The 23,995-nt window shown below is 63.9% G+C and carries 18 protein-coding genes; 3 read left to right on the top strand and 15 right to left on the bottom strand.

The window, feature by feature from the left end; all coding sequences use genetic code 11:
* The first annotated feature begins 93 nt into the window (after nucleotides 1-93).
* Nucleotides 94-1,989, top strand: a complete 1,896-nt coding sequence (locus JXA24_00590; protein MBN1282253.1) for a radical SAM protein — start codon at nucleotides 94-96, stop codon at nucleotides 1,987-1,989.
* Nucleotides 1,990-1,995: 6 nt separating this feature from the next.
* Here the strand turns inward: JXA24_00590 and JXA24_00585 are convergent, their stop codons facing one another.
* The 8 genes from JXA24_00585 to JXA24_00550 all read right to left on the bottom strand — a co-directional run bounded on the left by JXA24_00585 (nucleotide 1,996) and on the right by JXA24_00550 (nucleotide 12,438).
* Nucleotides 1,996-6,546 (bottom strand): hypothetical protein, encoded by a 4,551-nt coding sequence (locus JXA24_00585; protein MBN1282252.1) that lies wholly within the window; start codon nucleotides 6,544-6,546, stop codon nucleotides 1,996-1,998.
* Nucleotides 6,547-6,573: 27 nt separating this feature from the next.
* Nucleotides 6,574-7,281 (bottom strand): hypothetical protein, encoded by a 708-nt coding sequence (locus JXA24_00580; GenBank protein ID MBN1282251.1) that lies wholly within the window; start codon nucleotides 7,279-7,281, stop codon nucleotides 6,574-6,576.
* A gap of 81 nt (nucleotides 7,282-7,362) precedes the next feature.
* Entirely contained in the window at nucleotides 7,363-7,803 is a 441-nt protein-coding gene (locus tag JXA24_00575) for a hypothetical protein (protein MBN1282250.1), read from the bottom strand.
* 50 nt (nucleotides 7,804-7,853) lie between these two features.
* Nucleotides 7,854-8,639, bottom strand: coding sequence for a hypothetical protein (locus JXA24_00570; GenBank protein ID MBN1282249.1), 786 nt, complete (start codon nucleotides 8,637-8,639; stop codon nucleotides 7,854-7,856).
* Nucleotides 8,640-8,655: 16 nt separating this feature from the next.
* Nucleotides 8,656-8,991: a hypothetical protein gene (locus JXA24_00565; GenBank protein ID MBN1282248.1), complete on the bottom strand. Its 336-nt coding sequence runs from the start codon at nucleotides 8,989-8,991 to the stop codon at nucleotides 8,656-8,658.
* Entirely contained in the window at nucleotides 8,975-10,282 is a 1,308-nt protein-coding gene (locus JXA24_00560) for a HEAT repeat domain-containing protein (GenBank protein ID MBN1282247.1), read from the bottom strand. Before JXA24_00560 ends, JXA24_00565 begins: the two co-directional genes overlap by 17 nt.
* Before the next feature lie 414 nt (nucleotides 10,283-10,696).
* Nucleotides 10,697-10,921, bottom strand: a complete 225-nt coding sequence (locus tag JXA24_00555) for a HEAT repeat domain-containing protein (GenBank protein ID MBN1282246.1) — start codon at nucleotides 10,919-10,921, stop codon at nucleotides 10,697-10,699.
* Entirely contained in the window at nucleotides 10,828-12,438 is a 1,611-nt protein-coding gene (locus JXA24_00550; GenBank protein ID MBN1282245.1) for a HEAT repeat domain-containing protein, read from the bottom strand. Before JXA24_00550 ends, JXA24_00555 begins: the two co-directional genes overlap by 94 nt.
* Nucleotides 12,439-12,679: 241 nt before the next feature.
* On the opposite strand from JXA24_00550, the gene JXA24_00545 reads away from it, so the two are divergent.
* The gene (locus tag JXA24_00545) at nucleotides 12,680-15,508 is read left to right on the top strand and encodes an extracellular solute-binding protein (protein MBN1282244.1); all 2,829 of its coding nucleotides are present in this window, start codon (nucleotides 12,680-12,682) and stop codon (nucleotides 15,506-15,508) included.
* A gap of 25 nt (nucleotides 15,509-15,533) precedes the next feature.
* Here JXA24_00545 and JXA24_00540 read toward each other — a convergent pair whose 3' ends face one another.
* Entirely contained in the window at nucleotides 15,534-17,129 is a 1,596-nt protein-coding gene (locus tag JXA24_00540) for a diguanylate cyclase (protein ID MBN1282243.1), read from the bottom strand.
* Nucleotides 17,130-17,310: 181 nt separating this feature from the next.
* Here JXA24_00540 and JXA24_00535 point away from each other — a divergent pair, with 181 nt between their 5' ends.
* Nucleotides 17,311-18,435 carry a SpoIID/LytB domain-containing protein gene (locus JXA24_00535; GenBank protein MBN1282242.1) on the top strand — a complete coding sequence of 375 codons (1,125 nt, stop codon included), beginning with the start codon at nucleotides 17,311-17,313 and terminating at the stop codon, nucleotides 18,433-18,435.
* On the opposite strand, the gene JXA24_00530 is transcribed toward JXA24_00535, so the two are convergent.
* From JXA24_00530 to JXA24_00505, 6 genes are all read right to left on the bottom strand, one after another.
* Nucleotides 18,429-18,956 carry a DUF192 domain-containing protein gene (locus JXA24_00530; GenBank protein MBN1282241.1) on the bottom strand — a complete coding sequence of 176 codons (528 nt, stop codon included), beginning with the start codon at nucleotides 18,954-18,956 and terminating at the stop codon, nucleotides 18,429-18,431. The genes JXA24_00535 and JXA24_00530 overlap by 7 nt on opposite strands.
* Nucleotides 18,957-19,007: 51 nt before the next feature.
* Nucleotides 19,008-19,748 carry a 4Fe-4S dicluster domain-containing protein gene (locus JXA24_00525; protein MBN1282240.1) on the bottom strand — a complete coding sequence of 247 codons (741 nt, stop codon included), beginning with the start codon at nucleotides 19,746-19,748 and terminating at the stop codon, nucleotides 19,008-19,010.
* Nucleotides 19,749-21,464 carry an FAD-binding protein gene (locus tag JXA24_00520; GenBank protein MBN1282239.1) on the bottom strand — a complete coding sequence of 572 codons (1,716 nt, stop codon included), beginning with the start codon at nucleotides 21,462-21,464 and terminating at the stop codon, nucleotides 19,749-19,751.
* A gap of 1 nt (nucleotide 21,465) precedes the next feature.
* The gene (locus JXA24_00515) at nucleotides 21,466-22,095 is read right to left on the bottom strand and encodes a hypothetical protein (GenBank protein ID MBN1282238.1); all 630 of its coding nucleotides are present in this window, start codon (nucleotides 22,093-22,095) and stop codon (nucleotides 21,466-21,468) included.
* A gap of 89 nt (nucleotides 22,096-22,184) precedes the next feature.
* A complete protein-coding gene (pckA, locus tag JXA24_00510) occupies nucleotides 22,185-23,762 on the bottom strand; it encodes a phosphoenolpyruvate carboxykinase (ATP) (GenBank protein ID MBN1282237.1) in 1,578 nt (525 codons plus the stop codon).
* A 47-nt stretch (nucleotides 23,763-23,809) separates the two neighbouring features.
* On the bottom strand, nucleotides 23,810-23,995 hold a 186-nt coding region (locus tag JXA24_00505; GenBank protein MBN1282236.1), incomplete at its 5' end, for a hypothetical protein.

Genomic DNA, 23,995 nt, shown 5'->3' with positions numbered 1-23,995 from the left:
CCCCTTTCTGGTACCCCGGCGCATCTTCAAAAGGCCTTAAATATCAGACATTTATAACGTTTCCAACGACCGAAACGCAGGGAGGGTGAAAAGATGAATCCGAAGCCGGGGATGGGCGGGGCGGCCGAGCCCGCGATCGAGAGGGAGACGAATATGGGCAGGGACGGGACGAAGGTGGTGCGGGGCGAGAGCCGGCCCGCGTTCATGAACCGCTGCCAGCCGAAGATGACCTACTCGGGCCACCCGATCAGGGAGGTCCCCTGGACGCTCCCCTACTGGACCGACTCGCTCTGCCCGGAGTGCGGCAAGGTGATCCGTGCGCGCAAGTTCTGCGAGGGCAAGGCGGTCTTCATGGAGAAGGAGTGCGCCGAGCACGGCTACTTCCGCGAGCTGATCTCTCCCGACGTCGATTTCTACATGAGCATGTTCACCTTCCGCTTCGGCGACCAGAGGGGGATCACAAACCCGCTCGTCCAGGCGGAGCCGGGGAAGTCGTGCCCCGAAAACTGCGGGCTGTGCAACATGCACCATTCGCACACCGCGATGTCCAACATCGACCTCACCAACCGCTGCGACATGACGTGCCCGGTCTGCTTCGCCAACGCCAACGCCATGGGATACGTCACCGAGCCGTCCGTGGAAGATGTGCGGATGATGCTCAAGACCCTGCGCGACCGCAGGCCGGTGCCGTGCAAGGTCATCCAGTTCTCGGGCGGAGAGCCGACCATACACCCTGACTTCATCGAGATCGTCGCGATGGCCAAGGAGATGGGGTTCGGCCACATCCAGATCGCCACCAACGGCAAGAACATCTCCGACCTCGACTTCGCGCGCCGCTGCCGCGAAGCGGGGCTCGACTCGCTCTACCTGCAGTTCGACGGCGTGACGCGCGACGTCTACAAGAAGACCCGCGCAGAGGACTGCCTCGAGATGAAGCTGCAGGTCGTTGAGGTCTGCCGCAAGGTCGGCCTCCGGATCGTGCTGGTTCCCACCGTGATAAGGGGGATAAACGACGACCAGGTCGGCGCGATCGTGCGCTTCGCCTGCGACAACTCCGACGTGGTCACCGGCATCAGCTTCCAGCCGGTGTGCTTCACCGGCCGCATCGCGGAGAAGGACAGGATGCAGCAGCGATACACGATCACCCACCTCGCCCTCGACGTCGAGGAGCAGACCGGCGGCACGATGCCGCGCGCGAACTGGTTCGGGCTGGGGTGCACGCAGCCCCTCTCGCGCATCTCCGAGGCGCTCTCCGGAGAGCCCGCGTTCTTCGTCTCGTGCCACCCGGACTGCGGCGGCGGCGGGTACCTCTTCATCAATCCCGAGGACAAGAACGAGGTCAAGGCCCTGCCGGAGTTCTTCGACATGCGCGGGGCGCTTTGCGACCTGCAGGCGCTCTCCGAAAAGCTCTCCGCCCGCAGGCGCAGGACCTGGTACAAGCTCCTCAGCTCGCTCGGCATCGCGCGCTCCGCCGACCTCATGGGAGGGGCCAGGGCGCTGCGCATAGTGCGCAAACACTTCGACCAGAAGAGGGCGCCCACCGGGCTCACATTCCGGAGGCTGCTCGGCGTCATGGACGGCTACAAGGACACGGAGAGGGGGAGGCGGCCGGAGGCTGAAAAGAAATACAGCTACAACACTATCTTCGTGGCGGGCATGCACTTCCAGGACAGGTACAACTACGACTGCGAGCGCGTGCGGCGCTGCGTCATCCACCAGTCGGCGCCGGACGGGAGGATGTACCCGTTCTGCACCTACAACTCGGGCCCCTATTACAGGGCGCGCGTTGAGGAGAAGGAGCAGACCACCAAGCTGTGCGAGTATAAGGAGAGCGGCTCGCCGCACTCCTCTGCGGACCGGAAGAAGCGCTTCCCCGCCGACCCCTCGCTGCCGCAGATCGCGGTCAAGGACTACGGCGTGCGCGAGGGAGGGCCCCGCGAGTACCACATACCGGACAACTACGGCTGCTGCTCGACCGCGAAGGCGTGAGCGGCATCACAGCGACTCCGAGGTCTGGGCGATGCGGTCTGCGAGCCGCAGGAGGCGCTCCGCCCTCTCCTTCAGCCTCTCCGACTCCCTCCTGTAGTGCCCTTTCGCCCTGCCCAGTGTCGCCCTGGCCTCCTGGCGCCTGAGGATACCCGCGGCCCTCTCGACTGCGAGTGCGTACGCCTTGATCTTTGAAGGGACGCCTGCGACTCGTCCCCTCAGCGCTTCATAGACCTCGGAGGAGATGGGCTGAAATTCGTCCGGGAGCGCCATGTCGCCCGCGTCCCTCATCGCGACCGCCTTGTCCTGCATCGCCCCGTAGATGTTGAGGTATCCCCGATCCACCAGCGCCCTGATGAGCTGCGACGGCCTGTCGGTGAGCGCGGCCAGATCTTCCTCCCGGACGCTCCACTGCCTCACCATCTCGAGCTCGGCCTCCTCGAGCATCCGGTTTCGCCTGAAGGTCGCCTTGATGTAGGATGGATCGGCCTCGGTGAGAAGCGCCGCGAACTCGTCCGTGCCGATCTCAAAGACGTCCTGCGGCCTGGAGAGCACGGATGGAACGAACGGCCCCGCTGCGTCGAGCATCATCCTCGCGATGCGGCGCTGGTGCGGCACGATGAGATGGTGCCCGTCCTCCCTGAGGGCGAGCTGCATCTCGTAGAGGGCCATCGTCCTCTTGAGCTCGGGATAGGCGTCGAGAGCCATCCTCGCGCTTTGCCTTGGCCCATCCTCCTGCGCATGCGCCTGCTCCACCTCGCGCAGCGCGTCGCCCACGAAGCGCCCCACACCGGCGGCGTCGATTTTGATCAACGCCTCGCCCTGCTCCATCATGGACATGTCGTACCAGCCGGAATCGGACGCCCTTGCGGCAAGGAGCCTGGCCCTCCCCCTGAGCATCAGATAGAACTCCGGATCCGCCGCCCCGATGCCGCCGATCGTCGCATTCCCCTTTCCGTGCCTGGATATATAGGCCCTGTAGAAGTTGGCGAGCATTCCGGGGGACGGGACGCTCGCGTTCTCGATCCTTTCCTTCAGATCCTTGAGATATTCTCCCGTGTCGGACAGATGATCGAGGTGCTCCTTCTCGCTCTTGTATCGCATGGACCATGCGTCGATCTTCCGGTATATCTCAGGCGCGGCGGCCATGAGCTCCTCGCGGATGCGGACAGGATCGGACGAACCGAATGCGCGCACGGCGAGCGGGTTCTCCCTTATGCTCTCGAGGACAGCGTATATCTCCCTGTCCTTGTTGCGCGAGAGGTAGAGCACCCTGCCCGGCGGGACGTCGGGGCGAAGCGGGTCTATCGACTCGGTTTCCTCGCGGCCCGCGACCGCCTCGCTCCTGAGCATGCTGTGAAAGGCGCCGTCGTCGCTTATATGCCTCAGCTGCCTCGATGCGAGGCCGTCCACAACAGAATCCAGCCAGAAGCCGAAGTGCATCCACGAGAAGATCTCGATCAGGTTGTCCACGACCCCGGAGACGTTGCTCCGATCTATCGAACTCACCCGGCCCATGAAATCCGCGAACTTTCTGAACCCGTTCCACCTGGCCTCGAAGAGCCTCTCGCAGTCGGCGATCCCGAAGCTGGCGACGCCGGTGAGCCAGCGGTAGATGTTTCGGGGATCGTCCTCCCGCACCGCGTGCCAGAGGTAGCTCCCGTCCTCCTCCGCCTTTATGGCCCTCTGCTGCGCCTCGAGTTTCCAGGGGCTGCGGCCGGCGAACATGGACTCGAGCGTCTCGGTCAGAACATCCCACGCCCTGTAATAGTAATCGAGCTGGAAGCGACCGTAGGCGTTCGACCGCCGCCTCCAGTGGCCCTCGAGGTCCTCGACGAACACCCGGCCCCTCTTTTCCTTGCTCTCCCCCCAGGGCCTGAATATCTCGTGCCTGTCCTTCCGCGACTCGGCCGTGCGCACAGCGGCCTCGTCCGCATGCCATACGGAGAGGACCGCCTCGACCTCCTTGAGCGGACAGGCGCCCAGCACGAACATCTTCGCAGATGCGTCGAACGTTATGACCTCCCCGTCATATCGCTCCATCAGTCCGAAGGCGCCCCTGGCCCCCACTATGCAGGGTATCCTCTTCTCGAAGGCGTGCTGGCCCGCGTGCGATGTCGTATCGCCGTCCGTGGTTATGATGCCCGGAAACGACGCGAACACCCCGTTGAACTCGTTGTTGGTGTGATGCGCCAGGAGTATCGACCCGCGAGTGGCGTCTGCGGACGTGCCGTGCAGGACCTGGAGACGGCCGATCGCCACGCCCGGATAGGCGACCTGGGCGCGGTCGTAAAAAGAGTCCGCGACGGAGCCGGGCGGGATCCGCTCCGTGTCTATCGTCGTGTATCTCAAGACCTTGTTGCCCCGCTTATCAATTTCGATGCCGGACGCCTTCGGGCGCGCCTGGACGATGACGATCCTTCCGTCCCCGTCCACCAAGTACTCGATGTCGACGTGATCGGCCCTTTCCGCCTCGCGATAAGCGCGGTGGACCCCCTTCGCGATTTCGACAAGCCTTAAGACCTCACCGTCCTCGAGCGAAGGATCGCCTATCGAGACCGACTCGCGCCTGAGGCCACCGTGAGCATCCTCGACGAACCGCACCCGCTTCTTCGCTATCTCCTTCTCCAGTATCTCCTCGCCGGTCAGGCCCACGAGCCACCTGTCCGCCGCGCCCACCCCCTCCACCACGCCCTCCCCGTGCCCCGGCTGAGCGGTCACGCGATAGATCGGGCGCCCGGTCCCCTGGTCGAACGTCACTACGACCCCCGCGGCTTTGGGGCTTACGAACTCCTGCAGGAGGACCGCCATCCTCGCCTCGGAGTGGGAAAAGCCGATGGACTCCCTGTACTGCACGAAGCCGTCCGAGTAGAGGCTCTGCCAGACCTTGAGCACGCTCTGAATCACACCCTCCACGGTGATCTGATGCATGAAGGAGTCGGCCTGGCCCGCGGCCATGTGCCTGCCCATGTCCTCGGAGTTCGCCGAGCTCCTCACCGCGACGTCGCCGCCGAGCCTTCGAAACTCCTCCTCCAGCGCCAGGGAGACATCCTCGGGGAGCTCGATCCTCCCTATCCGCTCCCTTATCCCCGCTGCGATCTCGCGCTTTCTCTCGCGGGAGCGCGCCCGATCCAGCAGCTCGATCTGCCCGCGGATCTCGGGATCGTCGAAGACGATCCTCCTGAAGACGCCCGCGGGGATCACCGAGGTCTCCGGGATCGAGAGGCCGGGGATCTTTCCGGCAAGCTCGAGCAGGAAGTGGGTGTTGGAGCCCTTGCCGCCCGAGACGAACGGCAGCGCGGCCGCGGGGTCGCAGGCGCGGATGACGTCGGGAAGGCCCATCTCCATCGCCTCCCAGACTGAGTCGGAGCCCAAGCAGGGCCCCGCGAGGTCGAGGGCGAACTCATGCGGATGCGACTTGAACATGCGGCGGACTCCCAGCCAGTGGACGAAGCTCATATCGTCGGAATCGATCGCCAGCAGCATCTCCCCGTCGACCCCTCCGCCCAAGCCCGCGAGCGCCTTCCCCTTGCGCGCAATATTCTCCGCCGCGTTCGCGCGGACCAGCGCCTCCTCCCCCTTCGTCAGCCTGCACACCATGAGGCTGTTCCTGTCCCGATCGAACACCGGGTGGATGTGCCTGACGCCGGTCCTCTCCGCGATCGAATCGGCGGTGCGCCTCACCTCGTCCCGCGAAACTTCCGGATCGGTCGTCAGCACGGTCAGCGATCTCTTCAGGATGTTGTAGTTCATGCGTATGCCGCGGGGCATCTCCATCTCTGAAAGGGCAGACTCGAGCGCCGCCTCCTCCGCCTTCGAAAATGCGTGGAAGTCGAAGCTCACGAGATAATTTTCGTGGCCGCGCTCCTCTCCGATCATCTCGAAGCGGGCGGGGTCGATCTCGATCCCGACCTCCGTCTTCACGGCTTTGGCCGCAGCCGGCTTCGCCTCCTCCCCCGGCGCAGGCTTCGCATTGGCGGAGACCGTGTACGTGTCGGGGAAGAGCCTCTTGAACAACCCCCTCCTCTGCAAAAGGACCCGCTCTCCGCCCGAATCGATCAGGAGCACCTGGACCGAGCTCTTCCCGCTGCCCTCCCTGAACATCCGATCGTGGCGCTCTGCCGCCTTGAGCATCACCCTCGCCGAGTAGAGGTAGGAGAGCCAGCGGCCGCACAGCATCGTCCCCTTCGCCGCCTCGGCCTCCAGATCGGAGACCCTCTTTTGGAGGATCGGTATCGCCTCGGCGTACGCGCCGTCCGCGATCCGCCCCCTTGCATCCCTCAGGTCGGCCTCGATGCGATCGACGAGGTGCCTGCGGCGAAAGCGGGAGGGGACGTCCCCCCCGAACGCGCGCACATGTCTGCCCAGGGCTGCGCTCGAGACGACATCGATCGACACGGCTCGATGGCGCGTCAGGTGACCGGCATCGTCGTACGGTACGAAGCCGTCCTTGCAGGAGGCCTTGCCGAGAAGGGCAAGCCCGTGAGCGGCCGCCATCGCCTGGCACATGCACGAGGGCGCGGTAAGCCATCCGGAGTTGCTCATGATATTGATCGACATGGTGACCTTTCCCCGGCCGCGCTCAACCTACGGGATGGACTCGTTCACCGCGCCCGGCTGGCCGGGCTGGCCCGCTTTGCCGCCGTTGCCTCCGGGGCCTCCGGGGCCGCCCGAGACTTCGAAGCACCCGAAATCCTTCATAAGAGTTGCGAACTCGGCAAACGTATTCGGATAGTATGTGCCCAGGCTCTGTATGGTGGCCTGATTGAAGTTCAATTCAACGCTGCCTCCCCCGCCCCCGCCCCCGCCTCCCCCTCCGGCATATCCCGTTCCGCCGTTTCCTCCGGCACCTCCACGAACTGAGAACAGCGTGGAGGCGAGGACGACATTTAGAATGTCGGTCATGATCACGACCGAGCCGGCCGGCCCCCCACCCCCTCCGCCGTCGTCATAAGGCGCATCCTCCCCGTCTCCGCCTTCTGCATGAATCTTCCCTTTGATATTCGCCGTGTCTGCGATCAATGTCAGCGCACCGCCTCCGATCCCGCCGGCAGCCCCGAACGGCCCGCCTCCACTGCCGCCGCACGAACCGGGCACAGCAATAAAATCCTCAGCCGATCCGTACGGCTCACTTCCCGATCCGCCCATGCCCGTATAGCCGCCATTGCCCCCGGCGCCTCCGACCCCGACAGCCGGCCCGCCTTCGCCGCCACCGCCGTCGTATGATCCAAGACCTTCACTGCCGTCCCAGTAATCATCGGAGCAGATGTCGGAGATTATTTTCATCGTCGACATCTCATCTATCAGGATCTCCTCGGTATCGACGACGGCGCTTTGACAGTACAGAGTGAATGTGGCCCCTCCCGTGATGCGCACTTAGTCGGGCGCCAGATCGCAATCGTATGTCGACTCATAGACCGCTTCTCCGTGCACTTCGATCTCGTCCACGTATCCGTTGCAGTTGTCGTCGATTTCGTTTGTGTAGATTTCCTGCGAAGGGCAGACCTCCTCCTGCACAACCTGCCAGACCCCCCCTGCGCACTCTTCGATCTGATCCTGGCAGATGCCGGTATTCTTCGTTTCATTCGGGCCAGAATAGGAGCTCCGCGTCTCGCCCTCATCGCAACCGTACTCCTGATCCCCGGTTTCGTCGCAGCCTGCGATCCCTATGACGGCGAGCGGCCAGAGCGCCGCGCCGACGTAGAGCGGCAGCGCGTCGATCGGCCTCACCTCCTTCGCGTCTTTCCCGGTCCAGAAGCTGACCGGCTCCCTCACGAACACGTCGTAGAGCTTGCCCGCAAAACCGATGTTGGACATGCGGACCTCCCTCAGATTCAGTCGTTCGGTTGCGGTGCGCCGCATAGGACTTATTCGTATCTCACGAATTTCACATGCGGGTAGATATACGCCGATGCGGATTCATCGTAGCCCTTTGCCTCGAGCAGGGCCTGGACCTGAAAGCTGTCGCCCTCGTCCAGATTGAGGACCCCGTCCCCCACGTCCTCGTTGACGCCCCTGACCTCGGATTCGCATCCGGACCTTTTGCGGTTCCAGTCCACAAATCTCGCCAGGGACAGATAGAGGGTCTGCCATGCCCTCGATGCGGCCACAGGCACCCTGGATTTGAAGAGGTCCACATCGCTCCGAGGAAGCCACTTGTTTTTCCTGTCCTTTGATTTCAAAACGCTCACGCCGGGCCCGTCGGCATCGTATATCTCCCATATGAGATATGCGTCGGTGTCAGGCAGGACCTTCACCTCCATGTGGGTGGCCCGGTTGAGTCCGTTCGGCGCCCTGCCGTATTTGAAGCCCACCCCCGAGACAACAGGCACCGGATACGATTCCCTCTTCGATGCGGGCACCTTTCTCGGCGCCATCCCTGCAGCGAAATAGCATCCCACCCACCTCCCAAAACACCCGTACCGCCTGCCGTCGTCTCTGCTGCCGACCAGATAGAAGGAATATTCCGCTGTCGAAGTGAATATCCGCGTCCGCGTTCCGTCCGGAACAACTGTCGGGTCGTAGCCCACGGAGGCCTCGCCCGCCAGATTTGGCGGACAGGTGTCGCCATGGCCGCTCCCCGAAGAAAAATGGACGCGCCCTGCCGAGATATCCCCCTGTGCGCCTCCCTGCTCGATTCCTATGTCTGACATGTGCCCTCCTCCGGCGTCATCGTTCGCCACGACCGTTCGCAGAGCGGGCTATCGCCCGAAGAGCCTCTGCGACCGACTTGCTCAGCGTCTCCTCACTCTTGAGAAGATTCATGATGTGCGGCACCGCCGCCTCCCCGATCTCGCGCAGAGCATTGAGAGCGTCCTCCCCTCCCCTGTCCGCAGCGACCATCCTCACCAGGTCCGGAGCCGCCTCGGCCGCCTCCGGCCCCATGTAGCCTATCGCGCGGGCCGCCTGCGCCCTCACCCTCGGATCATCGTGCCAAAGCGCAGCCCTGAGCGAATCGAGGTCCCACACTCGCCTTCCGCCCGAGCTTTCATTCCATTCGCCCATATCTTCCCCCCTCGGACTTAAGAACAGGACCTGCCTTCGCAAAGGCGTCGGCAGCTCTTTGTAGGACACGGCGGCCATTGTCCAAGAGCACTCCGATGAGAGCGGGCTTATCGGTCCCTACCGGACCCGTGATACTTTCGAGCGCCCTTGCGGCCTCTGCCCTTACACCGCCTTCCACATCCTCCAGCGCATCGATCAGCGCTGGGACCGCCTCCTTCGCTTCAGGGCCAATCTCGCTGAGGATAAAGGCGGCTTCCACTCGGGCATCGCTTTCCTCGTCCTTCAGCGCAGCGATCAGCGCGGGAACAGCAGCAGGGCCGATTCTGCTGAGCGCCCGTGCAGCTGACCCGCTGACATCACTGTCCTTATCCTTCAGCGCAGCGATCAGCCCCTTTATCGCCTCCTTCGCCCCAGGGTCGACATGGCCGAGCGCCCCGGCGGCTGCGGCGCGGACGCACCATACCTCTTCCTTCAGCGCAGCGACCAGCGCAGGGACAGCTGCCTTTGCCTCAGGGCCGATCTCGCCGAGCGCCCCGGCAGCTGCATCGCGGATAGCGACGTCAGCGTCCTTTAGCGCCGCAGTGAGCACAGGCACGGCAGTCTCGGAACCAATTTCGCCCAGCAACCTGACGACTGCATGGCGGCTATAATAACGGTCGCTATTCTTAAGCTCCTCTACGAGCGCCGGGACTGCGGCGGTGCCGATCTTGCGGAGCGCCTCGGCTGCTGCGCAATGAACGGCATGGATCCGCTCCTCGAGAGGGGAGAAATGATCGTTCAATGCCTCTATCAGCACCGGCACCACGCTTTCATGGGTTGAGCCGAGTTGTCCCAGAGCCCACGCGGCGGCACATCGCACGTACAAATCGCTGTCCTTTAGCGCCTCGGTCAGCGCAGGCGCGGCAGCCTTAAAACCTATGCTGCCCAGAGCCCAGGCGGATGAATATCGCACATACTGATTTCTATCCTTGAGCGCGCCGCCAAGGAGATAGACCGCCGATCCTGCAGCTGAACCGCTAACGCCCAGCCCGTAGGCGGCTGCACTTCGCACGCCAAAATCGCTTTCGGCGTCCTGGAAGGCCCCTATGAGGAAAGGCACCGCCGGCGCGCCGATGCTGCCCAGCGCCTCCGCAGCCGAACGGCGCACGCTCAAATCGCTGTCCTTGAGCGACATGATCAGCGCCGGCACCGAAGCCACGCTCCCCCGGCTTGTCACGCCAAACATTTTCGGGGTAAGAGATTGGCGGAGACGAAGGCCTATGTTCGTTAGCGATGCAAGAAAAGCGTCCATGCGATCTCCGACCTTCTTGCCGCCTGAACCATCGCCGCCAATCCCGCCTGCGCCGAAACCGCCAACTGGGGAGGCGGAGCGGCCGGAAGCCAGAGCGCTGCCCTCAGAGTTAACTGTGACTGCGGCATACGCCTCTATGTCTCCGGCAAATCGCCCCGATGCACTCGATGCGGCGAAATTGTCTGAGGCTGAAGGCGCATACGCCGCAGAAGGCACAAAACCGCAGCGCGAGGGCGCCCCTGTCGAACTCATCCCAGCAGGGGAAACGCCTCTTCCAACCACAGGCGCATTGAATGTCGCGGATAACAAAACCGGTTTTATCATCGGACTCCCTCCTTTTTTTCATCCATATTGTTATTTAAGGCGCCAAAGACTCCTTAATGACTTCACGATGCATACTGGGCCTGCCGGACGTCAGGCGCCTCGCTCTTTTTTGATTGCATGCTTTATTGCTTTCCGAGCCTGTTTGGCCGCCGATCTCACCTCAGGATAATTGTCGCGAAGAAGCGCATCGAGATGCGGCAGGGCCTCGGCAGCCTGAGCGCCTATTCGACCCAGCGCGCCGGCTGCACATATCCTGACGCCTGGTTCAGTGTCGTTGAGCGCATCGATGATGTGTACATGTCCCCCTTTTTCCAAATCCGTACGAGCAAGGGCACCGCCTCAGCGGCGCCGGCCCCGATCTCTCCTACCTCCTTTAAAAAGAAGGATTTCAACGCCATCAGCTCCCATTCCGATCTTTCCTCCTCCAGCGCCTTGATGAGCAGGGAAAGCGCCTTTCTCTCCTCCGCCTTGAGCTTTACAAGCGCCAGGGCCGCGAGCAGCCTGCGATCCCTTTCTTCGCTGTCCAGCATTCCGGCGAAAAGTACGGCGGCCTTGTTGGCTGTTTCTTCTCCCAGATTTTCTACGCCGCTCGTCGACAAGAGCCAGACTCCAAAATCGAGTCCCCACTCATGCATCGATTCGGCAAGCGCAAGAAAGGACTCGTCGGTCCCGATCCTGGCCAGGGCAACCGCGGCGGTCTGGCGAACCCACGGGTCGTCGTTTTTGAAATAATAGGAGATCTTCTGCACCGCCGGGGCCGACGTTTTCCCTATCCTGCCGAGCGCCTCGATGGCCCTTTCTCGCGTCTGCACGTCTCCCTCGTCCAGAAGCCCGATCAAAACGGGTACAGCCGGAGCGACGGCTCGCTCTATGTCGGGAACGGCATAGGTCTTTTCCCTGCCGCGCCCGATCCTGGCGAACAAGACGGCGGACTCGAATTCATTTTTTTCCCTTTTCACCTCTATGCACGCAACCGCATCAAGAGCAGCCGATCTGACGGCGGCACTCTCATCCTTCATCCCCGCTATCAAAGCCGGCATGGCCCTGCCGCATGCAATGCTCATAAGGGCATGCGACAAATCGCCGAAGAAACGCGCGTCCCCGTTCTCCGTGGTCCGGACCAGCTTCAGCAGATAGGGTACGGCCCTCCAGGCATGCGCTCCCATATGCGCCAGGGCGGCCAGCGCCGAGGCACGAACCCCGATCTCCTCTTCGTTTTGCAGGACTGCGATGAGCCGCTTGTAAGCCAGACTCGAATCGCCGCAGCCCATTGACAAGTTCTCACCGATGCGCTGCACCGCAAGATCACGGATCCATGAGTCGCCATCGCTAAGGAACGAGGCAAACGCCGGAATGTCGCACACGCCGTGAAGATAATCTGCGGCATAGAGGGCAGCCCTTCGCACTTCAGGGCTGCTTTTATCACTGAGCGCCTTCCTGATAAGGGGGCGGACCGGATTCTCCGAAAAAATCAGATGAATACTCCCGAGGTTGTGGATCACAGAGGGCTTCCACTCTTTGCATTCAGCAGGGTCATTGAGTGGGCATTTCGAGTAATTGTCGGCGAGCCACCTCGCCCTTCGATAGAAGGCCCTCTCCCCGTTTTCTCCCAGAAGCTCCCCTATAAAGGCATCTGACAGCCCGGCCTCGCTGAATCGCGAACTCAGATCATAACCGGCATAGTCCCTGTTGAGCTCATCCATGAGAACTCCGCACTGGGATTCGCTTACCCCCCCCTCCTCCACTAGGTCCCGGCAATCGGCCTCGGTGAGCCCGTCGAGCCCATCCGCGTAGGCGGCGGTGACTCTTCTGGCGAGATCGATATCTGACATGGACGACCTCCGTATCGATGACCCCTTTGCCCCTATGTCCGGAAACGTTTCGAAACGGTGCTCTGCCCCCTGAGCCGTTGTCGTCTAACATATTGACAAATAAGAATAATAAATCGGGCGCGGCGGCCTGTGAAAAAAACGCGCACCAAAATCGGCTGCAATGCGAAAACAGATCCGGACCGCTTGCGGGCAGGGGTCGTGCCGGACTATACCTGCCACAGGCCGTTTGAGGAGACACTCGATGAGGCTTCCCCTCACCATCCTAGCGATCGCCGCAGCGTTCCTCGCCGCGTTGCCCCTCGAGGCCGGCGCCCGCCCCCTCAGGATATGGGTGATGCACAACGAGCCGACCGAGCCCTACGTCGAGGTGACGCCCGAGAGGCTCGCGCAGTCGCTGGAGACGTTGAGGAGCGAGCACGGAATCATGATCGAGAACAGCCTGAGGAACCTCGAGGCGCCGATCGAATCCCAGTACCCGCTCGGCATCTACATAATAGGCCGCAATGCGTTCATAGAGGAGCTGATCGACTTCCAGCGCTCGCACCCGGGCGAAGAGGATATCGCGCTCGAGTTCCTGCGCTGGGACGACGCATACAGCCGGACGGTCGCGGCGCTCGAGTCGGGGGATCCGGCCGCGGCGCCCGACGTCGTGCAGATCGGCTCAACGTGGACCGCGACCTTCGCCGACATGGGGATACTGGCCGATCTCTCAGGGCTCTTCGACACGCAGGAGTTCTTCCCGCCGTCCGCATCCAGCGCCGCCCCCTTCGGCAGCGAGGGCCTCTTCGCGGTGCCGTGGTTCGTGGACGCGCGGCTTCTGTTCTACAATAAAAAGATCATAGGTTCGCCGGAACCGCTGGCGACCTGGGACGGATTCCGCGACGCCTGTGAAGCTGCGGCGCCCGGCCGGCCGCTGATCGGAGTGCCCTTGTCGCAGAACTGGAACCTGCTGCACAACCTGGCGCCATGGATATGGAGCGCAGGCGGGGAGATCATACGACCTGGGCGCTTCGGGCCCTTCAACTCACACAGGGTCGCGCTCGACGGCGCGGAGACGAAAGAGGCGGTGAGGTACCTCAACTCCCTCTCCTCAGCCGGGTGCATGGAGTTCCCGAATGTCACCCAGGAGGTCCTCGACAAGAGATTCATCGACGGCGAGTACGCGGCGCACATCGCCGGCACGTGGATAATCACAAGGATGGGCGACGGCTGGCGGAGGAGATTCGGCGTGACTCTTCCGCCCGCCGGCCCGGGCGGCTCCCACCCCTTCGTGGGCGGCTCGCACCTGGCGATAACGGCCGCGAGCGATGGGCGCGGCAACTTCGACCGCGCCGTGGAGCTGGTCCGCCACTTCGCCTCGCCGGAGGTTCAGCGCAGCTACGCGAGGGCGACCAACTTTCTGCCGGCGAGGCGCGAAGCCATGGAGGGGTTTTTGAGCGACGGCGAGGAGGTCTTTCGCCGGGGCCTGGAGGCGGGTCACTCCTACCCCAGCATACCGGACTGGGGTTCCGTCGTTGAGAACGACCTCATCCGAACGCACCTCTGGCACATCTGGCGCGACATCGCCCAGGGCGTGCCGGACGAGATGCTCGTCGCCACCGTCCAGAACGTGGCGTCGAACCTCCGCAGGAAGCTCTTTGTCTCGCAGGCCAGGCGGGCCGCGCCCCTTGCGGCGGCGGGCATAGCGGCGCTGATGGCGGCGGCGGCGGCGGTCACCGCCCTCTCGCGCAGGAGGATGCGCGAGGCGGGCAGGCTCTGCGAAGAGAGGTCGGCGGAGCTGAACCGCATCTGCGCCGAGCGCTCGGTGCTCGAGGGGAAGGCGCTGCTCCTCGCACGCAGGGGCGAAGAACAGGGCGAGGAGGTGGCCAGGCTCAGGAGAGAGGTGGCCTCTCTCGGCGAACGCGCCTCGGCGCTCAAGGCGGAGCTCGTCAGACACGCCCCGAGGAAACCGGGCGACGAGAGGAGAATCGGCTCGTTCGAGATAGGGTGGGACGGCTCTCTCGCAATACGCGGGGAGAGGGTCCGCTTCGACAACAACAGGCAGGCCCGCAGGCTGCTCGAGCACATGGTCCGGTCCGCCGCGGCCGGCAGGCCCGCGCTCCATTGCCTGTGGGGCTACGCCCTGTTCGGATGGAAGGCAGGCGAGATCCAGTCGCACCCGCAGAGGCTCTTCGAGATCATGGCCGCGAAGATCAACGCGCAGCTCAAGTCGCACGGCGCGCCGGCGCTGGTGGTCAAATCCGGCAAGGGGAGCTTTTTGTGGAGGATCGGGTGGGACTCGAGGCTCGTGATGGAGAGGAGCGACATCGTGCGCTCCGCCTCCGAGGCGGAACTGGCGGCCCGAGGCCTGGCCGAAGGCTCGTCGGAGCCGTCGATAGCCCACGCCATCACCGCGGTGGAGCTGGACCCCAAGAACCTCGACGCCCTGGCCGCGCTCAAGGATGCGCTCTCGAAGCTCGATCCCGCCGAGCCCTACAGGGCCAGGATGGAGTCCATGCTCAAGATCAGCGAGGGCATGATCGCCAAGGACGTCGAGTCGCTGAGGGCGGGGGTGAGGGAGATCGAGCGCATGGCCTCGTCGGGCAGGGTGCCCAGGGGCATGGAGCCCGACGACGTGGAGGCGGAGCTGGCGAACATGAGGTGCAGCGCAGAGTACATGGCCGACCGCTTCGCCGCGATCTTCACGCCCGCCTCCGGCGCGAAGAGGCCTGCGCTGCTCGACGACATAATGAGAAGGATGTCGGCGATTCACGCGGAGATCTCATCGCTCAAGGCGCGCGGCGCCTCCGACGAGACCCTCTGGGCACAGGTGGCGTGCAGCGGGAGCTTCTCGCAGCTCATGGCCGTACCGCACGTGAGCAACCTCGTCTGCAACTTCTACAACGAGGAGATGAAGGCGAAGGAGGACCCCAGGCTCGTCCAGCTCGCGCTCATATCGATGCTCTCGCAGGAGGGCTCGATCGCGACCCTCTGCGCCGCCAGGGACGAGCGGGACGTGATAGCGGCCATGCGCAGGGGGCTCTGCAGGGAGATCGACTCCCTCTCGGACAGCATCTCCACGATGTCGTGAAATATAACGCGAAGTTCGAAAGAACCTACTGCAGCAACTTCGGCTTGTCCTCGACCGCGGGTTCCTCCGGCGCAATCTGCTCCGGAAGCTCGTCCTCTCGGCTTGCCTGCTCCAGCGCCTTGTAGCACTCTATGCGGTTGCGGCCGTTCTCCTTGGCCCGGTAGAGCGCGATATCGGCGTGATCGATGAGGTCGTCCATCTCCTCCACGTCGTCCGGGTACGTCGCTATGCCGGCCGAGATGGTGATGGACCTCGTCTCCTTATGCTCCGGCGTGGCGAACCTGTGGCCCTCCACGAGGAGCCTGACCTTCTCGGCCACCGCTATCGCGCCGCGCTTGTCGGTGTCCGGCAGCAGGAGCACGAACTCCTCGCCGCCGAAGCGGGCCACGGTGTCCACCTCGCGGAGGTTGCGGCGGAGCACCCCGCCGATCTGCCTGAGCACCTGGTCTCCCTGCAGGTGGCCGAAGGTGTCGTTGTAGTCCTTGAAGAAATCGACGTCGACCATGATGAGCGATAGCGGCCTGTGGAATCGGATGGCGCGCTTCCACTCCATCTGCAGCATGTTCTGGAAGTGGCGGCGGTTGTTGATGCCGGTGAGCTCGTCCTTCACGGTCAACTCGCGCGTGCGCGTGTAGAGCCTGGCGTTGGCGATCGCCAGGGATATCTGCCCCGCGGTCAGCGAGAGCATCTGCACGTCCTGGTACGTGAAGCTGGAGACGCCGCGCCTGCCGAAGTTGATCACCCCCAGGACCTCATCCTTGTAGATCAGCGGGAGCGAGAGGAACGAGGAGGGCTCGTCGGGCCTCTCCCCCTTGTAGTTGAGGAAGCGGTCCTCCCTGCTCGTGTCCTTGATGTATATCTTCTTGCCCGACTGAGCGGCCAGCCCCGATATCCCCTCGCCCTTGCGGAACACCATGCCGGCCACCGCCTCGGGGTTTTTGAATCCGAAGGCGGCCTTGATCTGCAGCTCCTCGGCCTTCTCGTCGAACACCATGAGCGCGAACTCGTTGACCTTGAGATGCTTGCGCAGCGTAGCCGCGATGGTGGCGTAGAGCCTGTCGAGGTCGATGATCGAGTTGACCTCCTGCCCTATCTCGTAGATGAGCGACAGGTCCTTCACGAACTGCTCGAGCATCCTGTTCGTGCGCTCGATTATCGCGCCCTTCTCCTCGAGGCTGCGGCGCAGCCTCTCCTGCTCGGCGGCCATGATGTGGTCCTGCTCCGACTGGATGTTCTGCGCAGACAGATCGGTGATCCTGGTCAGCATCCTGTTGAACGATCGCGACAGGTCCCCGATCTCGTCCTCTGCGGCGACCGGCGCCCTGATGAGGAAGTCGCCCCTCTCGGCGCGCAGCATCGCGCGCCTGAGCGAGACGAGCGGCCGCTCGAGGAAGCGGTAGATCGACAAGGTCGCTGCCGCCGCTATCGCGGCCGCCTCAATGAAGGTGAATATGGCGGTGACGCCGACCCCGAAGAGGGTAGAGGTTTGATCGACAAGGCCGTAGTGCGCGAGGGCCAGCTCCGCCAGCCAGACCGATGCGTATGCCGCACCGGTCGCCGCCGCCACCTTGGCCGGGATCGAAAGGCCCCACCCCCACCCCTTTTCCAAGTTGATACGCAAATCGTCACCCTTGAGAAGGCCGGCGGGCCGGCTGAAACGCATGCCGATCCACTGCCTGCGGCCTCCCATATAGTGTATCGGCGGCAGGCACAAGAAGTTGCTAAGTTCTTTGGAGAAAATTCCCCTGTTTTATCAATTATCTAGCTTGCCTGTCGGGCCCGGTTTCTCTATATTACCCTGAATGAGGAAGATCGCGTCCATAGCCCTTGCCGCTGCGATGATCTTCATGTCGCAGGCATCGCAGGCCCTCCCGCCCCCCGGCATCAGGGTGCTCATCCTCGAATCGCAGAGGATCGAGGTGAAAGGGGTGGGCACGCCGCTGGCCCTCTCGTCGGGCGATGCGCACATGGCGAAGCCCGGGCCGGCGAGACAAAGCGCCATCATGACTGCGGGCCCCCGGGGGCTCATCTTCGAAGGCACGGAGATCGGGACGGCGGCCTCGCTGAAAAACCGCACGGAGAGGTACGAGATCGACGGCAAGATATTCAGGGGCGAGATCAGGGTGATATGGAAATCCGCAGGGGTGCTCATCGCGGTGAATCACCTCCCTCTCGAAGAGTACCTGGTGGGGCTGGTGGGCAGCGAGATGTATCCGGGATGGCCGATCGAGGCATACAAGGCGCAGGCGGTGGCCGCTCGCACATACGCCCTGCACCACGCCGATAAGGCGGCCAAGGCCCGTGACTACGACGTGACCGCCACCGTGCTCTCGCAGGTCTACGAGGGGGTGGGCCGCGAGGCGGAGAGCGCGAGGCAGGCGGTGGATGCCACCAGGGGCATGGTGCTCATGCGCGGAGGGGCGGTCTTCCCCTCCTACTACCACAGCTGCTGCGGAGGGCTCACCGAGCACGCTCACAACGTGTGGGACGGCGCATGGGGCCCCCCGCAGGTAGAGGACCGCTTCTGCGAACGCTCGCCCAAAAGGTCGTGGAGCGAGAAGATCCCGCTGACCGAATTCAGGCAGAAGCTGGAAAAAAACGGCATCAGGGTCGGGACCCTGCAGGGAGTTTCGATACGGCCGGAGATGGACTCCCCAAGGGTCGATCAGATGATCGTCGAGCACGACGGGGGCATCGACGCGATAAGGGCCACGGACATCAGGTCCATGTTCGGCTACTCGCGCATACGCAGCACATGGTTCGACGTGAAACTCGAGGGGAACGCGATATCGTTCGTCGGACGCGGCTACGGCCACGGGGTGGGGATGTGCCAGTGGGGGGCCAAGGGCATGGCGGACCAGGGCTCGGCCTATGAGCAGATACTCAGGTTCTACTATGCGGACGCGGAGATCAGAAGGGCCTACTGAACGCCGATCCTCTTCTCGACCTGGTCGCCGGCCTTGATCCCGTTCTTAGAGGCGATTCCGCCGTTGACCTCGAGCACGTACATGAAGGGGGTCGGCGAAGATATGAGCTCGGTGGAGCCCGGCACCGCGTTCTCGAAGACGTGGACCACCTTCATCTCCTCGTCGATGAAGATGAGGTCCAGCGGGATCTCCATCCCCTGCATCCAGAAGCGCTCAGTGACAGGCCTCTCGAAGACGAACCACATGCCGCTGTTCTGAGGCAGCGACTCGCGGCCCGAGAGCCCCTTCGCCTTCTCCTCGTCGGTCGTGGCGATCTCGGCGGAAAACGGGACGCCGTTTATCACCACCGTCGCGAGCGCGACCTGCGTGGGCGCCGGCATCTCCACCCCCTCCTGCTGCGCGACGGCCTGCGCATCCTCCGCACCCTCCGTCACGGCGGCCTCGTGCATCTTCTCGCACCCGGAAGCGGAGACCATGAGCAGCGCGAGAAACAGCCCGAACACACCCATCGTCCTTCTCATCGAAAACCTCCCCGTCTGCAGAGCGACCGGTTTTTGTCGCCTCATTTCGCTCTATTCCCTGAAGAAGCGAGCCAGCGTGCTGACCGCCACGTCCCAGGAGAGCACCGCAGAGCCCTTTACCAGAGGGATGCCCCTGGGGCAAGCCCTCTCGCAGTTCTCGGCGCCCGAGCAGTCGGCCACCCCGCCCCTGCCCGCCAGCGCCGAGAGCCTCTGCGGGGCAAGCTCCCTGCCTGCCTGGGCCCGGTTGAGCGGAAGGACGTGGCTGAAGACGAACGCGCCCGCAAATGCCGAGCGCGCGTTGACCTGCGGGCACGCCTCGCTGCAGGCGCCGCAGAGCACGCAGTCTAGATAGACCGAGAAGCGCTCCTCCTCGACGTCGTGCTCGACCCTCCCCTCGCGGGGGGCGAGCCCGTCGGCCCCGGTCCAGCAGCTGTGTTTCACCACGGCTTCCAGCATCGTGTCGCGGTCGACCCTCAGGTCGCGCACCACCGGAAACTTCGAGAGCGGCTCCAGCGTCACCGGGCCGTCGAACTCATCGAGCCCCACCCTGCACGCCTGCCTCACCCTGCCGTTGACGATCATCGTGCAGGAGCCGCACAGCCCCTCGCCGCACGAGTGGTCCCAGAGCACCGGGGTCGTGGGGTTGCCGTCGCCCGTCACCGGCCGGGACCGGATCGTCGCCAGCGCGTCGGCGACCGTCATCCCCGGCGCGGTGCTCACCTCGAATATCTCCCAGTACGGGAGGTCCATCGGGTCGTCCTGGCGTTTTATCTTGAGAAGGAGAGTCGGCATCTAGTATTCCCTCCGTCCCGGCTCGCACGAGAGGCGCTCGGCGTGATCCAGGACCGGCTCGCCCTTGCTGCGCAGCACCCTTGTGGTCGCCGCCCACTTCCTGTCGTCCCGCTCCGGCGAGGAGGGCTTCCTATGGAAGCCCCTGCTCTCCTGCCTGGCGATCGATGCACGGATGTAGATCCCCGCCAGGGCGAGCCTGCGCTCGAGCCTCCTGTGCAGCGAAAGCTCGGCGTTCGACCACTCCGAGCGGTCGATCAGCTGCGCCCTGGAGAGCCTCTCTGTGAGCTCGGCGACCCTCCCGGCCGCGCGCGCCAGCTCCTCGTCGTCCTTCACAAGCAGCGCCTTGTCGAAGAGCAGCGCACCGAGCTCGGTCGAGATCGCCCATGCGTTCTCTCCGCCCTGCTTCGCGGAGATCCTTGCCACGTTGTCCGTCTCACGCTCGACCGCATGAGCGAGCAGGGACTGCGGGGCCTCCGGCGCGCCATCGTCGCGCGAACCCGCGGCCTCCGCAGCGGAAGCGCCCGCCACGAGGCCGCCGTGCACCGAGGCCGGAAGCCGGTTGCCGCCGAGGGCGCACGCGCCGTGATAAAGGCAGCAGGCGCTCCCTGCGGCGTAGAGCCCTTCGATCGAAGCGGAGTGGTCCGGCCTCACCCACAGGCCGCCCAGAGAGTTTCTGACCGCCGGGGTCGTCTCTATGGTCTCACAGGTCGGATCGATGCCGAGGTCGTCGCATATGTCGACGATGAAGGGCATCCGGCCGGAGATCGTCTCATGGTCGAGATTCGTGAGATCGAGCCTAGCGGAATATGTTCGCACACCCGCCTCGGAGCAGGCCCGGATGAGAGAGCGGAGCGCAACGTCGGCAGGCACGGCCCCCCCGTGCGCAGGGTGCATCTCCTCGAGGAAGCGCCACGGCCTGCCGTCCCTCTCCACCCAGACGCCGCCGCAGGACAGCACCGAGTCGGGCACGGACCTGGGCTTGCCCGGCGCTGCGATCGAGAACGGCGATATCTCCACGAACTCGGGGTTCGCCAGAGCGGCGCCCTGCTCCCAGCAGGAGACCATGGCTGAGCCGTCGTTGACAGAGGATGAGGTGTGCCTGCCGAAGATCGCCGGATACCCGCCGGTGCAGATTATCACCGCGTCGGCAGGAAAGGCCCTGATCTGCATGTTGCGCAGGTCCTGGGCCACCACCCCCCTCGCCCGGCCCGACTCGTCCACCACGAGCGAGAGGAACTCCATGCCGAAGAAAGCGGCGAGCCTGTCGGAAGCGCCAGCGCGCATGATCTGGCCCGCGAGGACGCGCAGGAGCCTCTGGCCCGTCGATCGGCCGGAGCGCATCGTGCGTGCGAAGGTGGAGCCTGCAGCGCGCCAGAGCCTCGGCCCGCCGTCGCCGGCGCGGTCGAAGACCATGCCGAACCTGGAGGCGAGCCATGCGACCTCCGGGGCCTTGCCGCACATGCGCTCCACCGCCGGGCGCCCGGCGAGAAAGTCGCCGCAGCGCAGCGTGTCCTCGGCATGGATCGCGGGCGAATCACCGCTGGCCGAACCGATCGCGGCCGACACCCCATCGCGCACCGACGCGGAGCCGGACCTGTACGGGTTGCCATGCGATATGAGGGTCACATGCGCCCCGCGATCGATCGCGGAGAGCGAGGCGCTCATCCCCGAGACCCCGGAGCCCACCACCACCACTCTCTTTTTGCCGTCCGCCATTTCAAGACCCCTGCAATGAGAGCACCAGCTTCACTCCCCAGAACGCGAGAAGGAGGGTAATCATCCAGCCCGCTATAACGAACGCCCCCCTTGAGCGCCTCGACGCGGCGATCCCCCAGCTGCGCGACGCGTGCGCCAGCCCGTTGCCGAAATAGAAGGCGGCGGACGCGACCCCCGCGAGATAGAGCCCCTTGACCCACGGGGAGGAGAGCCTGGAGAACATGAGCCCCGCTGTGACAGCCCTGCCCGAGACCGCGGGCGCGAGCTCCGCCGAATATATGTGGTATGAGACGAACGGTATGAGGGCCAGCCCCGCCAGCCTCTGCAGGGCGTACATCCAGTTCCTGTAATAGCCGTAGGAGACCACGTTGATCTGCGAGCCGTAGACGATCATGACGCCCATGGCGGTGTGGAAGACGAGCGGCACGAGGATCAGCGCGAACTGCGCCCAGCCCAGCAGCGGAACCGCGTCGATCCTGGCCATGAACGAGTTGAATGCCAAGTCGCCGCCGAAGATCGACGAATAGGGGACAAGGAAAAAGAGCACGAACGATGCGGCGAACACGAATCCTGTGAGGGAGTAGAGCCTGTGGAGCCAGTAGTAGGTGTGGTCGCCTGCAGTGCCGTTCATCGCCAACCTCGCAGATTTCGGGGGAACCGCAGCAGTTTAACCGCTGGGGCCCTTCCAGTCAACATCCCTGACCCGCCGCCCGTCATCCGTCACGGATTCGGGCCCGCGGCCGCTATGGAGTCTCCGGCCCGCTCCGCGTACTGCTCGAAGTTCTTCCTGAAAAGGGCCGCCAGCCGCTTCGCCGCGGAATCGTAGGCAGCCTTGTCCTGCCATGTGTTCCTCGGGGAGAGCAGATCCGAGGGCACCCCCGGACAGGAGCCCGGCACCAGCAGGTTGAATGCGGGATCGACAAAGAACCGGGCCTCGGAGAGGCTGCCGTCCAGGGCCGCGGCCAGCAGCGCCCGGGTGAGCGATATCTTCATCCTCCGGCCGACTCCGAACGGACCCCCGCTCCAGCCGCTGTTGACTAGCCAGCAGCGGGTACCGTGCTCCGATATCCTCTCCCCGAGCATCATCGCGTAGATGGAGGGATCGAGGGGCATGAAGGGTGCGCCGAAGCATGTGGAGAACGTGGCCTCGGGGTCGCGCACCCCCACCTCGGTGCCGGCGAGCTTCGCGGTGTAGCCTGAGAGGAAGTGGTACATCGCGCTCTCGGGCGTGAGCTTCGCTATCGGGGGAAGGACGCCGAACGCGTCGCAGGTGAGGAAGACGATGTCCTTCGGATGCCCGCCCACGCCCGGGATGACGCAGCCGGGTATGTGCTCGACCGGATATGTGGCTCTGGTGTTCTCGGTGACTGCGTCCGAATCGAAGTCCGGCTCGCCGCTCGCCGGATCGATGACCACGTTCTCGAGGAGCGAACCGGACCTTATGGCGCCGTATATCTGCGGCTCCGCCTCCCTCGAGAGCCGGATCACCTTGGCGTAGCATCCGCCCTCGAAGTTGAACACGCCGCGCCCTCCCCAGCCGTGCTCGTCGTCGCCGATGAGCCTGCGCGCAGGATCGGCCGAGAGCGTGGTCTTGCCTGTGCCGGACAGGCCGAAGAAGAGCGCCACGTCGCCCGACTTGCCCACGTTGGCGGAGCAGTGCATCGGGAACACTCCCCTGTCGGGGAGGAGCCCGTTCATGACCGAGAATATGCTCTTCTTGATCTCGCCGCCGTAGCCGGAGGCGATTATGAGCACGATCTTCTTCTCGAACGATATGCCCACGAACGTCCCGGTGCGTATGCCGAACTCGGCCGGATCGATCTTGAGGTCGAGCGCGTCCACCACCGTGAACTCGGGATCGAGATCTCTCAGCTCGGCGTCGGTGGGCCTTATGAAGAGTGTCCGGGCGAAGAGCGCGTGCCAGGCCTTCTCCGCGACGACCCTGAGCGGCATCCTGTATTCAGGGTCCGCGCCCGCAAAGCCGTCAAATACGAACCTGTCCCTGGCCTTGAGGTAATCGACCGCCCTGGCGAGGAGCCGGTCGAAGATCTCCTGCGAGACCGGCATGTTTATCTTGTTCCAGGCGACCTTCCTTCGGGCCCATCGGTCCTCGACTATGAAGCGGTCGAAGGGCGAGCGGCCCGACCTCTCGCCCGTGCGCGTCACCAGCGCCCCGTTGGCGGCGAGCTTTCCCTCGCCCCTCTCGAGGGCGATCTCCACGAGCTCCTCAGTGCCGAGATTCCTGAAGACCTTGTTCGGCCGATGCTTCAGCAGCGTTTCGAGCGCGCGCTCGGCCATCTGGAGCCTCCTTTTGAGTTTTTATGCATAGCAAAGGCAGACGTGGATTACAAGGGCAGGGTGGCTTCGGGTCCTGTCGTCGGATCACCCCCATTCGACAAATTCCAAGCACCAAATCCCAAATTCCAAATAAATTCCAAGCACCGAATCCCAAATTCCAAATAAATTCCAAGCACCAAATCCCAATGATCAAATGGTTTTGTTTGGAATTTGGTGCCTGGTAATTGGTGCTT

Source organism: Pseudomonadota bacterium (assembly GCA_016927275.1).
GTDB lineage: Bacteria > UBA10199 > UBA10199 > 2-02-FULL-44-16 > JAAZCA01 > JAFGMW01.
The sequence above is the reverse complement of the archived record's forward strand: the minus strand, read 5'-3'. Positions and strand labels throughout refer to the sequence as shown.